Annotated in this window: 17 protein-coding genes; 6 read left to right on the plus strand and 11 right to left on the minus strand. The window is 33.4% G+C overall.

Annotated features, from left to right (window positions below; all coding sequences use genetic code 11):
• Positions 1–77: 77 nt before the first annotated feature.
• Together CLU97_RS15135 and CLU97_RS15140 are read right to left on the minus strand one after the other, a co-directional pair.
• The gene (locus CLU97_RS15135; protein ID WP_121488677.1) at positions 78–1,040 is read right to left on the minus strand and encodes a hypothetical protein; all 963 of its coding nucleotides are present in this window, start codon (positions 1,038–1,040) and stop codon (positions 78–80) included.
• Between the two features lie 60 nt (positions 1,041–1,100).
• Positions 1,101–2,114 carry a nucleoid-associated protein gene (locus tag CLU97_RS15140; RefSeq protein ID WP_121488678.1) on the minus strand — a complete coding sequence of 338 codons (1,014 nt, stop codon included), beginning with the start codon at positions 2,112–2,114 and terminating at the stop codon, positions 1,101–1,103.
• Positions 2,115–2,525: 411 nt separating this feature from the next.
• Between CLU97_RS15140 and CLU97_RS23735 the strand changes: the two genes are divergently transcribed.
• The 4 genes from CLU97_RS23735 to CLU97_RS15155 all read left to right on the plus strand — a co-directional run bounded on the left by CLU97_RS23735 (position 2,526) and on the right by CLU97_RS15155 (position 4,463).
• Entirely contained in the window at positions 2,526–2,690 is a 165-nt protein-coding gene (locus CLU97_RS23735; RefSeq protein ID WP_183084583.1) for a hypothetical protein, read from the plus strand.
• 11 nt (positions 2,691–2,701) lie between these two features.
• A complete protein-coding gene (locus tag CLU97_RS15145; RefSeq protein WP_121488679.1) occupies positions 2,702–3,058 on the plus strand; it encodes a hypothetical protein in 357 nt (118 codons plus the stop codon).
• A 265-nt stretch (positions 3,059–3,323) separates the two neighbouring features.
• Entirely contained in the window at positions 3,324–3,719 is a 396-nt protein-coding gene (locus CLU97_RS15150; RefSeq protein ID WP_105700954.1) for a hypothetical protein, read from the plus strand.
• A gap of 141 nt (positions 3,720–3,860) precedes the next feature.
• Positions 3,861–4,463 (plus strand): hypothetical protein, encoded by a 603-nt coding sequence (locus CLU97_RS15155; RefSeq protein WP_121488680.1) that lies wholly within the window; start codon positions 3,861–3,863, stop codon positions 4,461–4,463.
• A 67-nt stretch (positions 4,464–4,530) separates the two neighbouring features.
• Here the strand turns inward: CLU97_RS15155 and CLU97_RS15160 are convergent, their stop codons facing one another.
• On the minus strand, positions 4,531–5,043 hold the full coding sequence (locus CLU97_RS15160; RefSeq protein ID WP_121488681.1) for a thioredoxin family protein: 513 nt from the start codon (positions 5,041–5,043) through the stop codon (positions 4,531–4,533).
• Between the two features lie 128 nt (positions 5,044–5,171).
• On the opposite strand from CLU97_RS15160, the gene CLU97_RS15165 reads away from it, so the two are divergent.
• Complete coding sequence (locus tag CLU97_RS15165; protein WP_121486240.1) at positions 5,172–5,939, plus strand: IS5 family transposase; 768 nt, start codon at positions 5,172–5,174, stop codon at positions 5,937–5,939.
• Between the two features lie 36 nt (positions 5,940–5,975).
• Positions 5,976–6,557 (plus strand): hypothetical protein, encoded by a 582-nt coding sequence (locus tag CLU97_RS15170; RefSeq protein WP_121488682.1) that lies wholly within the window; start codon positions 5,976–5,978, stop codon positions 6,555–6,557.
• Between the two features lie 45 nt (positions 6,558–6,602).
• Here CLU97_RS15170 and CLU97_RS15175 read toward each other — a convergent pair whose 3' ends face one another.
• From CLU97_RS15175 to dnaK, 8 genes are all read right to left on the minus strand, one after another.
• On the minus strand, positions 6,603–7,712 hold the full coding sequence (locus tag CLU97_RS15175) for a heparan-alpha-glucosaminide N-acetyltransferase domain-containing protein (protein ID WP_121488683.1): 1,110 nt from the start codon (positions 7,710–7,712) through the stop codon (positions 6,603–6,605).
• Positions 7,713–8,016: 304 nt separating this feature from the next.
• Positions 8,017–9,162, minus strand: a complete 1,146-nt coding sequence (locus CLU97_RS15180; protein ID WP_121488684.1) for a cytochrome-c peroxidase — start codon at positions 9,160–9,162, stop codon at positions 8,017–8,019.
• A gap of 356 nt (positions 9,163–9,518) precedes the next feature.
• Positions 9,519–10,058: a hypothetical protein gene (locus CLU97_RS15185; RefSeq protein WP_147436492.1), complete on the minus strand. Its 540-nt coding sequence runs from the start codon at positions 10,056–10,058 to the stop codon at positions 9,519–9,521.
• A 220-nt stretch (positions 10,059–10,278) separates the two neighbouring features.
• Entirely contained in the window at positions 10,279–10,914 is a 636-nt protein-coding gene (locus tag CLU97_RS15190; protein WP_121488686.1) for a hypothetical protein, read from the minus strand.
• Positions 10,915–11,213: 299 nt separating this feature from the next.
• Positions 11,214–11,348: a transposase gene (locus tag CLU97_RS24395; protein WP_410493427.1), complete on the minus strand. Its 135-nt coding sequence runs from the start codon at positions 11,346–11,348 to the stop codon at positions 11,214–11,216.
• Positions 11,349–11,570 (minus strand): hypothetical protein, encoded by a 222-nt coding sequence (locus CLU97_RS24070; protein ID WP_228437729.1) that lies wholly within the window; start codon positions 11,568–11,570, stop codon positions 11,349–11,351.
• Between the two features lie 399 nt (positions 11,571–11,969).
• Positions 11,970–12,302, minus strand: coding sequence for a hypothetical protein (locus tag CLU97_RS15200; protein WP_121488687.1), 333 nt, complete (start codon positions 12,300–12,302; stop codon positions 11,970–11,972).
• A gap of 259 nt (positions 12,303–12,561) precedes the next feature.
• The gene (dnaK, locus tag CLU97_RS15205; RefSeq protein WP_121488688.1) at positions 12,562–14,460 is read right to left on the minus strand and encodes a molecular chaperone DnaK; all 1,899 of its coding nucleotides are present in this window, start codon (positions 14,458–14,460) and stop codon (positions 12,562–12,564) included.
• Positions 14,461–14,809: the final 349 nt, after the last annotated feature.

A 14,809-nucleotide genomic window follows, 5' to 3' on the forward strand; every position in this document is an offset into this window, starting at 1 on the left:
TTAGCTAAGGAGACAAAGATAGTGAAAGGCAAAAATAATTTAGCATTTTCCACCTTTTTCATTTTCATTTTTCTGATTTAAATTCCTTTTGGAATAATAATTTTCTTTGGATTATTTTCGTCATACATAATCTCAACCTTTCCCTGCTTCGGTATGGAAGAAAGATTCAAAAGGCCGACAACTTTCTTATAAACGGTAATATGCTCAGTTCCTCTGAAATCTTTGAAGCTTACCTGAAACATAATCTGAGGCTGATCATTTACCATAAGGCCAGTCTGGCTTACACTGATGATATTAGCTTCCGCACTTCTTCCTGAAAAGAGAATCCGTTCTTCTTTCTTATTTTTAAAAAGCTTACTGATCAGCAATTGAAAAACCAATATATAAATCAGGGTCATCACTCCACTGAAAATAACCGGGTGCATGAAGGTCAGAAACCTCCAGCCAAAATCGAAGGATTCCCGCATGTAGAAATAATAATATAATCCAATCACATAAGCAATTAAGAATACAATGAATGCAATTCTTAAAATGATTCCAAAGGAATTAAAACCAACCTTCTGATCACTTAAAATAAAATAAGGTTCCTGTGATACTTTGGGATTCAGCAATACTTTCACCTTATTTCCCACAGCAAATCTTTTTTCCTGCGGTTTGGAATCGTGAAACATCATTTGATGTTCAATTAATGTATTTCTAAGATTAGGAAATGAAAGAACGATCTGAATGACATTCATATTGGTTTTCGGAATATATTTCAGCAGTTTATAATCAACGATTTTTCCTTCTCTCGGAATTCCGTTCCTCAGTATAGACTGGATGGTACTTTTCTCCTTAAAAGTTTTGATGAAAAGAATATTAATAAAGAAGGCAATCACATACATCCATATGAGCAAAGAAAAACCGAGATACCCATAGCTCACGGCTAATGAATTTCTCGGTTCTGTTGCGAGTTCCTCCCCCATCATATAAATGAAAATAGGAAAAGGAGCGCAGAAAAAAAAGAAAAAAGCTCCCCAGAAAATGATCATAAATTTCATAGCTGCTATTTTGTAATCAGTATAAAGTTATGATATTATTATGGAACGGGAGACCTCTTTTTACACTTCTTTTTCGAAATAAAGTCTGTAGTATTTTCCTTTATCATCTTCACCCATTTCTATTTTCTGTCGGTCTCCGTGGATGTAGATGTGGAAGTTTTTATCCAGTTTAATGATGCTTTTAAAGTGTCTCTGAGTCTTTTTTACTGCTGCTTCACTAATCGGGAATTCTTCAGCAATATTTACCTGCATGTCCTGTTCGTAATCAGTTTTGAAGTTGACAAAACTTTCAATCACATGTTCGTCACCCAATACTTCACTGGCAAATTCATCCAGCTTAAATTCTTCTTTTTCTTTGAAGAAATTGATAGACTTATTCAGGAAATCTGCCTGGTCAGCTTTGGAAACTTCAAATTCCTGAGGAAGCTGTTTTGTGATATAGTCTTTATAGACCATCAAAGCCTCCTGCGTGTGGAAATATTCATCATCACGCTGTTTTACTTTCAGGAAATCTTCGAACCAGTAGTACATATCTCCGTTTTTGTTGTTATCAACTACGGAAAGTACATATCCTGTTTCTTTATTGTTGTTGTAGATCAAAGCCGCTTTATCAATTTTAGATAAACCAATTCCCTGATCTTTTTCAATATCAAATGTTTCTTCGGAAGGATTGATTTTCAGGAAAGATTCTCTTTTCTCTGTTTTAAAGATCCCGATTTTATCCACTCTGTCAGGACGGTCACTTTCGTCTTCAAAAAGTACGATGAAAAGTTCTCCACTCTGAACTCTTGGGTTTTCTGCAGCTTCGAAAAGGTGTTTTGCAATATTCTCAGATTCCCAGATAAACTTAGCTTTATCATCGAAAATTTCGGATACAGCACTGTAAACTGGATTATTCACCAGATACGTATCACTATAAAAATGGAATGTTTCTTCTGATTTAAAGGAACCTAGAAAGTAGTCTTCAAGCATTTCTGCCATTCCTTCTTCCAGCTTCAATTCTTCCTGGGAAATCGTCAGGGAATCCCCGTTGATCTTATTTCCGACTCTGTGTACTATTATTTTTGAAAACATTTTTCTGAATATTTGGACTGCAAAGATATTCATTCTTATTCTTTCTGCGAAACTTAAAAAATGGCATTTTATACTACTCTCTTTTGACTATCCTCTGTCATTCTGAATGAAATGAAATGTAGTGAAGAATCTCATAGAATTGAATTTCAATAAGATTCTTCCTTCGTCAGAATGACAAAGACCAAATAATTTGGTCTTTGAAGGAGAGGAATTCTCAGTCGTTCACTGGTGATGACAGATAGCAGAGGCTTTTATCTTTTATTTTCAAATTGATAAAAATCTTATCATTTTGACATGTTTTTTTGTTTTAAAAACACTACAATAATTCAACAAAATACTGTATATCAATATTTTAAATAAATTTAATTTCCAACGGAATACCATTGGCATCATAATTTGAAAACATAGAAAATGGACTTAAAAACATTAAACAGAATAGACAAACTCAGAAGGTTAAAAAGCAAAGGGCCAGAGACTCCAAAGTGGCTGAAACCTTATCATATGCTCTTTTTCGCTTTTTTAACCATTTTCATTTTTGGTGCCATCATCAAATTGCTGGAAAACAATCACATCTAAAATATAATACTATGAATTATCTGCAAGCCGTAAAGGAAATCACAGACGTGGTTCCTGACTTTGAAAAGGAAGTAAAAGAAATTAAAATTCAAAACTCATACAGCATCATCCGGACTTTTACAGAGCGTATTAAAAATATGATCCGCCAGAATGACAGAAACCTGCTGTTCCGAAGTTTACATAAAATGGACAAAATTTACACTGACGGTGATACGGTATTAAAGAATGCTATTGAGACTACTTTTATCTATTCTCTGGACAATTGTACCGCTTTCTGCAGTGAGGAATACAGAAAAGCGATTTTCAGTCACATTTCTTCGAATCTACAGAAGGTGTATTCAAAACAAATTTACAGCCACGGTATATAACGGTTTTATTACATTATTGAGCCGTTTCATTACAAAGTGTTTAAATTAAACAAAAATTAAAATAACTCACAATCAATAGATTATGAAAAATAAAATAAGAAGAATTTCCGATTGGAAAACGTGGAAAACCACGACTAGCAGACACAATGCAGAGATATTACTCACTCACATTGCAGTGATCTTAGGTGTATTTATTTTTGCAGCCTGTTTATAAATTTTGGTATACATTTCGCTGCATTAAAAAGTGTTTGAAAAATTATTAATTATGATGAAAGAACAAATGCAAACTATTAATCAAAAATTAGCTGTTGAGTACTTAAAATTTTTCTATCCGCCACTTCGCAATGAAATCATACAGTTGTCTGTTCAGGACAATTTTGCAGGAATCATGCAGGCAACCGTAAATTATTTAAAGAACCTGTTACAGGAATCTAAAATCAGTATTATAGCCCATCATATTAAGCTGATGGACTGGCTTTACAGAAATGGGAATTCTTATGTAAGAGACATGATTGAAAACATGTTTGTAAGATCTTTCGAAAGCTTCAAAAAGCACGCAAAAATCCAACATTGGAAACTCCTTTACCAATATATGCCGGTAAGCTTCCAGATCATTTATAATGAGCAGCAGAAGCAGGATCAGATCTATTTTGGGAAATAAATTAAAGTAAAAAGGCGGAATGGCAAAACAAATTGTCCTTTCGCCTTTATTTTTTTCATTTTTCACTCTATGAAAAACAACTTCCACCCTATTTTATTTCACCAATACCTTTGAAACCACTATTTTTGCAAAAATGTACCCATGAAATATCCCTTTTATGCCCTGATGGCGGCATTGTCACTCATCTCCTGTGAAAACAATGACAATACCCATGATGACCCGAGACCGATTGATAAAGAAATGTATCAATTTGAATTTAAAAGCTACGCTGTAAAAAATACAGTTTTGTATAAGGGATCCAATGGAGAAAAATCTACACCGGATGAATCCTATCTCAATGACTACTGGAACCAGTACCAGCAACCTGCTTGGGAAAAAATAAGCCTTGATCTTACCAACAAAACCATCAGGCTGATTTCCGAAAATTCATCTACAGATTTCACTTATAGTTTCACCATCGTCAATGACTCCGTACTCATCAAAGAAAATAATACAAATAAACCGTCTTACATTGGTGATTTCAATAAAGGTACCTCATCATTTACGTTAAAAAGAACGTACAGATATATAAAAAGAGTTCCCAGAAATGATGAAGAAGGGCTGCTGATTACTAAAAGTGCACATTTTGGAACTACCCAATATGAAAATGTTTTTGGAAATATTTTTTCCAATCCTTCTCAAATGGTAAAATCAGGAGATCAGGTTTTATGGACTAATATTGAATACTACTATAAAAAGCTTTAATCAACAGATTATATAATACAAAAAATCCCCCCAATACGTTTATTGGAGGGATTTTTTATTTTTCATCTTATTTCTTAACAAATATCTTCTCGATGGTCTGTGCTTCTTCATTACTTAGCTTTGAGGCTTTTCCCAGCTTGGCAATGAAAGTAGTAACTTCTTCCGGAGTAGCTGGTGATCCCAGGTTTTCTCCTTTGGCATCAAAAGAATCTGCCAATACTTCTCCTTTTAGATTTAGAATCACCCAGAACGGAAGCCCTGCATTTCCACCTTTATATTTATTCATCAGCTCCTGTCCGCCAGGGTTTTCAAGGCTTTTTTTATCCCCTCTCTCCTGAACGTCTACATATGCTGTGACAAATCTTTTATCGAAAATGGGCTTAGCTTCAGCAAGGTCCATATTTTTTTCCATCATCTTACACCATTTGCACCATGAAGCATGAAATACCAGTAAAACATTTTTCTTACCTGCTTTAGCTTCTGTGAAAGCTTTATTTAATACAACATCTGCTTTTTCCTGTGCTGCTCCCAACTGAAACAACAAAAGGGAAACAATGACAATAATTTTAGAGTATTTCATTCTGAATTTTTATTTTAAATCTACACGAATTTAGGTATTTAATCGTTCAATTATTTTAGAGCCTGTTTAAATTTTCGTAGAAAATTTTGTTAAGAGGCTTTCAGAGGTTGGATATTTGAAAAAAAAAAATGAAATACCCAACCGATTTAACTGAAAACCAGTGGCAATATATAAAGAAAACGATGAACCTAAAAGAGAGAAAGAGAAAATATCCTCTTCTTTTGATTTGGAACTCCTTAATGTATTTGATAAAAACAGGTTGCCAGTGGCGTATGCTTCCTAAAGATTTCCCCAAATGGCAATTGGTTTATTACTATTATATCCGTTGGACGGAGTTGGGATATTTTGACTTAATTCTAGAAAAGCTACGAATGAAAGTTCGTATAAAAAAGGGTCAGCGAGCAGAAGCCTCCTTAGGAATAATGGATAGCCAAAGTGTACGCTGGGGCAATAATAGAGGTCTTCATGGCGTAGATGGAAATAAGAAAATAAAAGGAATAAAACGCCATGTGCTAGTAGATAAGAATGGATTTTTAATCGCAGTGATGGTTTGTGTAGCCAATATTCATGATAGTAAGGCTGGATTGCTTTTGCTTAGATTACTCAGGGAAGAGCTGATGAATTTCAAGTGTATTCTTGCTGATGCAGGCTATAGAGGAGATTTTCTAGATAAAGCTCATAGCCTTTATTCATACCTGGTAAAAGTGGTAAGTCGGGATAAAGAAAAACAAGCTAAAAAAGAGTTTAAACCCGTAAGTAAACGATGGGTAATAGAAAGAACTTTTGCTTGGTTTGATAATGACAGAAGGCTTTGTAGGAACTATGAACTACTGCATGAGTCTTCCGAAAATATGACCAAATTATCCGCTATAAAATTATTACTCAATAAAATTTAAACAGGCTCTTATTTAACTTTAAATATTTTGTAAATAATGAGATATAAATATTTTTACGTTTTCCTTCTTGTTCTCAGTTTTATAGGATATAATGCTCAGGTTTCTGATGCCGTAAAAAAGCTGGCAAAACCTTTAGAGAATATTTCTTATGCTGAATCATCTCATATCGGAGCTGGAGGAGATGAGAGCAAAATTTATAATCAATTTAAGAAAGTTGCCCAAGCTGCAAATAATGAAGAACTCTATTATTTTGCGATGAATGGCAGCAATGCACTAAAAATATATTCCGGAAAAGAATTGTTTAAACGAAACGATAAAAGATTTTTAGATATTTATACATTCTATTCCAACAACCCTTTAATCATGAAATATACTCTAGGGTGTGTTGGAAAAAATAAAAATATTGCAGAGTTTTTGAAAGATGAAGTATATTCTGCACCATTCTATATCTCGCTAAGGGATCAGTTATTAAAAAATGAAGACAAACAAGATGAAATAGTAAAAACCCAATTAGCACAAATTAAAGAAGAGGGCTATGGTAAACTTACGGAAGAAGATGTAGAGTCAGTAAAAAAACAGATAGAAGAAATAAATAAGAAAAAACAAAAACCACAGTAAGTTTTTACTGTGGTTCATCATAATTTAAAAAAAATAGAATTGGAGTTATTTTAAAGCTGTTTTGTTTGGTGATATTGGTCTGAAATCAATTAAAGTTTTTTTCTTTCTTATAAGATCCATCAGAGTTTGTACTGAAAAAGTGAGAATAATATACAGTACAATGAGTACTGATACATAGCCAATTTCATGCTGTCTGTATCCGAAAATTCCTTTTCCCCATGAGATCAGAATCCATTGGATCATGTACATTGAGGTCAAATTTTTACTGCAGTATTTAAGAACACGCATAAAGCCATTTTCTTTCACGTTGGCCGTAATAGTATTAATCAGCCATAAAAAGAACAACGTCCAGCCCGCAAAATAAATAACACCACCAGGCCCCATATGGTAAAAACCGTTATAATTATAGTCACCATACAGAAAAACCAATGGTGCCCCTATTGCAATGAACAAAAGTCCCACATACAGCATCTTTCTAAATATCTGTTTGGTATCGTAATTCAGTTCCTGAAACCATTTCCCGAAAAACATTCCGATAATAATAAAAGCCATCCATGGGAAAACAGGGAAATAGACATAGGCCGGATAATCTGTATTGAAAAGAAGATCCAGAATATAATTGATCACAGGATAATCCAGATTGAGTCCGCTCACTTCTCTGGATATCAGTGCAACGAATAAACCTATAGCCAACATGACATATTTATTTTTCACATATTCTCTGATAAACCCAACGAACAGTAAAGACATCCCAGCCAGCTGTAAAATATCTCCCAGCTGTACCAAATATACATACTGCTGTTCTATTGGAGCATGCCAGCCGTATTTTTGCATAAAATTATCGGGAGCAAAATTAAAAATCACAGGGATCATAAACTTCATGAAGTTCATAAATAGTCCTGCAAATACCAATAAAATGCCTCGCTTTAGGGCACTTTTAAGACTTTGATGACTGGAGGTCATGAAAGTAATTCCCATACAGATCAGGAAAATGGAAGTTCCTCTTCCGAGAAAAACAATAAAACTGCCGATGGCTGTTTCATATTGTGATTTTACATTGGCATACACCAATAAGGTATGGATAATGATCATTCCGATAACGCTTATACCTTTTATTAAATCCAGAGTGAGGATTCTTTTGTTTTGTTGTTCCATAGTTTTTTTAGTGAAAATGTGGATTAGATGGATAAAATTGTAATCATTAATTATTTTTAAAACTATATTTTTATTTATTCTAAATAAAAATCAAATATACGAATTAAAACCACTTCTCATAATTCATAAATTAATTTTCATAAAATATAAATACTTAAAGATTTATTCCAGCACTAATAGATAATTATGACAAAATATTTACACTTATTACAACCAATAAATGACTGTGGAATCTGACAAAAATGAAATGATTAATTTTTTATATAGCAAAACTCTCCCGACTGGAAGAGTTTTGCTATAACGATTATGATTTAGGTAATTCTGGGGGACGCATTTTGTATTTGTAACTGTTCAGGGTTTTCAAAAATGCTACGATATCAAAAACTTCGTCGTCTGTGAGATTCAGTTTTTCTACCATTCCTGATTTGTGTGGAAATTTAGGATCATTGATCTGATCTGCTTTTGGTGTTTCTCTGCCCATTCCTGCATTGTACATCATCACAATGTTGGCCAATTCAGGGAAAAGCCCGTTGTGCATATAAGGTTTATTCTCAGAAACCTCTCTCAGTGTAGGGGTTTTGAATTTTCCTACATCTTCATTTTTCTTAGTAACAATATACCTTCCCAGATCTTCGTATTTTCTTCCGTAATACGTCAGTCCAAGATTATGGAATTTCTGATCAGAGAAATAAGGAGTATTATGACAATTGATACAATTGGCTTTTGTCCGGAATAAATGAAGTCCGTTGATTTCAGAATCCGTTAAAGCATCTTTTTTCCCGGAAACGAATTTATCAAACTTTGATGGCGGACTGATCAGAGAGCGTTCAAAAGTTGCAACAGCTTTTGCAATTTTCTCTTCCGTCACTTCTCCATTCCCAAAAGCTTTTACAAAGAAAGGTTTATAATCTTTAATTTTTTTGATGTTTTTCGTTGCCATAGACATATGGAGATTCATCTCTACCGGATTTTCGATAGGCGCTTTCACCTGCTCTTCCAAAGTAGCTGAACGGCCGTCCCAGAAGAAAGTTTTGGCATATCCAATGTTCACCAGTGTAGGTGCATTTCTGGTTCCCGTCTGCCTGTCATGACCAAAAGAAACTCTGCTTCCGTCTGACCATCCTATTTCAGGGTTGTGGCAGTTAGCGCAGGAAATTTGTCCGCTTTTGGAAAGTCTTGGATCAAAGAATAACATTTTTCCCAATTCCATTTTGTCTTCGGAATAGGGATTATCTTCAGGAAAATTCATTTTAGCCAAGGGCCCTATATCCTGAAAACCTTCTTTAGCTTCATCAAATAAATGAGGAGCCGGCCATTTGCTCTGATCTCCGCTGCTGTACAATGTACGAAGTTCCTCCACGGTATATCCCGTAGGGTTGTTATGAGAGGTATAACTTAGTAAAGATATTATTCCGGCCAGTGCCAGAAAAGCAATATATCTGTCTTTCATTATTTTTAATAATAAACATTCAATCCTACCAGGGCAACATGATTAGCTCTGCCATTATAGTCTGCCTGATTTTTATAAGTACTGTTCATCAGCCATGTCTGAGAAAAACTTCCGAACAGCTCATACCTGATTTTATTTTGGTCAAAGATATAACTTGCATTAAAATTAAGACCAATTTTAGGCGTTGCATCATAGGCAAAGTCCTGCTGAGCGATCTTCGTGGCAAAGACATTCTCTTTCGTACTCTGATAAGGCTGATAATTGAATTCTTTTCACCTTTAAGAAATTAGTAACTAATTTAAAAAAGAGTCCTGTATTCACAGAACTCTTTTATCTTTATATTAATTTTAACACTTTTACAGTTTATAAACAGTACCTACAGGGTCATTTTCTATCCAACAATCCAAATATCTAGCTGTACCACCATCAAGATAGGGAAAGTTTACCAATGTAAAACGTATAATGTTAGTATTATCAACCATGTACAATCCAATTTCATCCTGATCCAATTCAAAATCAGTGGCATAACCACCGTTACATGCATCAATTGCACTGCCATCACCAATGTAAATCTCACTGTTAATCCAATAACTTCCACTCTTTTTAGCAGATTTATCTTTATCTTTTAAACTTGTATAAGTTAATACTCCATTTACATTAGAAATATAGCCTTTAGAAAGTGAAAATTTCTCTTTAAATTCAATATTTCTACCTGAAGTTTCGCTAACTAAAAATTTTCCATCTTTCTGAACAGCTTTTAGCTCAATATTTTTCTTTTGCTGGAACTTGTTGACTGTTATTGGATTTTCAACATCATCAGAAGTACATGAGTTGTTCATAATAAAAACCCCTGTGATAAAAATACTTTTTAATAAGCAAGTAATTGTCTTTTTCATGAATTTATTAATTTTGTTAAATATAATTTTTATGCTAAAAATGTCCTTATAATAAAAGTCGACCAATAAATTCATAGTAATTAATTGTTTAATAAACTTACTAATGACTTTCTTTCAAGGATGTAAAATATTAATATTAATATTAATATTAATTAAAAAGTGACCTCTTAGAAATGTATATTATTTAATAACCGATTCTATATTTACTTCTTTAATAAAATTAATAATCTAACAAAATCCAGCTCTCCGGCAGCCATTCTGCAATTTCTTCAATAACAGGAGTTGCTTCAGAAAAATATCCTGCTTCTATAGCAAACCACTGTCCAGTATCCCTTCCTGCGCCCCATATTCCATAACCCTGCCAAGTACCTCCGCTCATTTCATCAAGATTAACGATACCTGCACCAGGAATATCTCCACAATCATCATCCGCAGTTTTCCCAGTACTATCTGCCATGGTAGCCATACCACTACAAATACAATCTAAAGAATATACATAATAACCACCGTCTGTCTTCTTCTGTACAGTACCTTGTCTAGAAAAAACAATATTTTCTTCTTTTTGATTCTGTAGCTTTCTTAAATATACAATATAACCTCTTCTATTAAAATATTCAAAGCGAGAGTCATTCTTTATTGCATTAAAACCAAATTTTTCAGGATTTGCAAATAGAGTTTTATACAATTCATTTCTTTCTTTCTTAGTCATTTTATCATCTAAATTACCAATTCTCTCAGTCTTCATTTTTTGCTCAAGAAGGGTAAAACTTTCATCTTGGTAAATATTTTCATTACTACAGGAATCCAATGATAAAAATATTACCAGAAGAATTCCCAAATTCAAAATTCTTTTCATGTTTACATAATTTTAGTTTATTATTAAATACTTTTCTATATTATTTTAATTGCACACTATCAAGTGTTCTTAACATTATTATAAATCACAAATATAGGAAAAAATATATAACCATAATTAGTCTTAATAAAAATAATAAAATCAAAAAATTTTCTATTTCTTGGTCTTTTTTGAAAAATATATTAGGATAATTATTAAAAAACGAAGAGATCCTCTCAAAAGAGCACATTTTTTATGATCAAAACATCGAGTTTTTCAATTCTAAAAATAATTTATTTTTTTAGTTTTCCAGCAGTTTATTATTGAAAAGCAGTTTTTAATCCTGCCAAAGCCAGTTTTCTTAAATTATGTGCAATAGCAATCAAACCAGTTTCTATTTCGACCTTAATTTGACCTCTGAGAAAGAATCTTTTAAATCCTTTGTTATACTTGATTTAAGCAAAAACAGGCTCTACATCATGGCATCTCTGTTTTCTAAGCTTTATACCAAACTTTGCATTGAGAAGCTTATGTACTTTGTGCCGAAGCTTTGAAAGTTTTGGATTAGATTGTGAAGATATTATTGTCTGGAATTTCTGGTCTTTATCAAAATAATTATACTTGATATAAGCTTTGATTTTTTCTTTTAAGAAAGTGATAATTCTCTTCTGATCCATATTCCGCATCTGTTACTATTTCTTTTATGCAATTCCCCAAATAAAGAATGAAACAACAATGTAGATTATTGCTAACAGAGCTTTCTACGTGTACATTATAATGATTAGGTTTATAATTCTAAAAAAGATAAATAAAAACCACTTTCTATAGTTTGAATGTGGCTTTATTTAACCTGAATAATCAATACAATTCTGTTTAATGCCAATAAAATACTAGACTTTTTTATTGTAAAGATGTTGCTCAAAGCACTTTATTGTCTCATTTTTATCATTTATAGCAAATGGTTCTTGGATGATTAGCTATAAAATTAAACTGAATGGCATTTTCAATCTAAATCATATTAATAAAAAAACGACTCTTATAATAAAAGTCGTTTCTTGTTTTATTTTTCAGAAAAATTATTTTTTAAAATCTGCTTTTACATCTTTATAACCATCTGAAACTGCACCTGCTTCTTTTACAGCAACATTCTTAACACTTGTTGCACCTTTGGTAGCAGTTTGACCTACCCATTTTGTACCGTTTTTAACACCCGTTTTTGTAGCTTTTGCCCCTTTCCGAGTTTTATCTCCAACCCATTCTGCACCATTTTTCACTCCTTTTCCTGTTGCCTTTACTCCTCTCTGAATGGCATTGCCTACATTTTTGGCATCCTGTTTTACAGTTTCCTGAGCATTAATAGCTATTGCGAATAATCCAAAAGCTAGTAAGGCGAATAATTTCTTTTTCATATTGTCTTTTTTTAATTAACTTGGTGAGTATAGCATAAAATAAGCCAAATCTTTACCATCAAAAAAATTAATAAAAGCAGCTTATTACTTTGCTATCAATACCATATAAAATTTTTCAGCCTGAAGAAAACATAGCTTAAAATCATCAGCACATATATGATTCAAAGGGTGCATTCTGTAATTATAAGAGGATTAGGAATAAAAAAAACCAGCAAACAATGTTTGCTGGTTTTTTATTTATATTGAAATTAATCAATCATTATTTTACTTCTTCGAAGTCTGCATCCTGTACATCTTCAGCTCCGGCATTTCCACCTGCATTCTGAGCTCCTGCACCTGCATCAGCTCCCGGCTGTTGACCTGCTGCATATAATTCTTCAGAAGCTGCCATCCATGCTGCATCTAACGCTTCAGTTTTAGCTTTTACATCATCAGCATTTTTAGCTTCGAAAGCTGTTTTTAATTCTGCGTGAGCTGCTTCGATTGCTGCTTTTTTGTCAGCAGAAAGTTTCTCACCGAATTCTTTCAATTGCTTTTCAGTCTGGAAGATCAATCCGTCAGCTTTGTTGAAGATTTCAACTTCTTCTTTTCTCTTAGCATCTGCTGCAGAGTTTTCCTGAGCTTCTTTCTTCATTCTTTCGATTTCTTCGTCAGAAAGACCTGAAGAAGCCTGAATTTTGATAGACTGCTCTTTACCAGTTCCTTTATCTTTAGCAGATACACTTAGGATACCGTTTGCATCAATATCGAATGTTACTTCAATTTGAGGAACTCCTCTTGGTGCTGGCGGGATATCCTGAAGATCGAATCTACCGATTTCTTTGTTATCGTTGAACATAGATCTTTCACCCTGTCCTACTCTGATGCTTACAGCTGGCTGGTTGTCAGAAGCTGTAGAGAATACCTCAGATTTCTTAGTTGGGATCGTAGTATTCGCTTCAATTAATTTAGTGAAAACAGAACCCATTGTTTCGATACCTAAAGAAAGTGGAGTAACGTCAAGTAATAATACATCTTTTACATCACCTGTCAATACACCTCCCTGAATAGCTGCACCAATTGCTACAACCTCATCCGGGTTAACTCCTTTAGATGGTTTTTTACCGAAGAATTTTTCTACTTCCTCCTGAATGATCGGGATTCTTGTAGAACCACCTACCAAGATTACTTCGTCAATATCAGAAGTTGATAAACCAGCATCTTTTAAAGCTTTAGCAACAGGCTCCATAGATCTTCTTACAAGATCAGCAGATAATTGCTCGAATTTAGCTTTTGTTAAACTCTTTACTAAGTGTTTAGGACCTGTAGCAGTAGCTGTGATATATGGTAAGTTGATCTCAGTCTGAGGAGAAGAAGATAATTCAATTTTAGCTTTTTCAGCTGCCTCTTTCAATCTTTGAAGAGCAATGGCATCAGATTTTAAATCTACACCTTCTTCAGCTTTGAACTCATCTGCCATCCAGTTGATGATCACATCATCAAAGTCATCACCTCCTAAGTGTGTATCACCGTTTGTAGACAATACTTCGAATACACCATCTCCTAAGTCAAGGATAGAGATATCGAAAGTACCACCTCCAAGATCATATACTGCAATTTTCTGATCTTTATGGTTTTTATCAAGACCGTAAGCTAACGCTGCAGCTGTAGGTTCGTTGATAATTCTCTCTACTTTAAGACCTGCAATTTCTCCGGCTTCTTTAGTAGCTTGTCTTTGTGCATCATTGAAGTATGCAGGAACAGTAATTACCGCTCTTGTTACTTCCTGTCCAAGGTAATCTTCAGCAGTTTTCTTCATTTTCTGAAGAGTCATTGCAGAAATTTCCTGTGGAGTATATTCTCTATCATCAATTTTTACTTTTACTGTATCGTTTGGTCCAGCAACTACTTTATAGGGTACTCTTGTGATTTCAGAAGCATCATCTTTAAAGTGCGTTCCAATAAATCTTTTGATAGAATAAACAGTTTTTGTTGGATTCGTTACAGCCTGTCTTTTTGCAGGATCACCTACTTTTCTCTCGCCATCTTCCGTAAAAGCTACGATAGAAGGGGTAGTTCTTTTACCTTCAGCGTTAGGAATAACAACAGGGTCTTTACCCTCCATCACAGCAACACAAGAGTTGGTTGTTCCTAAGTCAATTCCAATTATTTTACTCATAATATTTTATATTTTTTCTATTTTTAATTTAATTTACACTCTCAATTTCTCAATATCTGTACCATTCGAAGAATTATGACAAAATGACACAATAAAAATAAAAACCTTGATAAATCGAGGTTTTGTATGATTTAATATGGAAATTTTTTCATGTAAATAGTACCGGAATGCCAAATATCAGCATCCATCTTGTTTTTAGAAGCCACTTGAATTTACACTATTCCCTTCTTTCTTTATATCCGATAAAAATTACCATCATTAACTAGATATATTTCTGTTTCTTAACTATTAAATTCATAAAACAAACTGAAAATCAATACAATTATTATCAACACAGCAACTTAATTCA

Origin of the sequence: Chryseobacterium sp. 7 (genome assembly GCF_003663845.1) — a bacterium.
Lineage (GTDB): Bacteria > Bacteroidota > Bacteroidia > Flavobacteriales > Weeksellaceae > Chryseobacterium.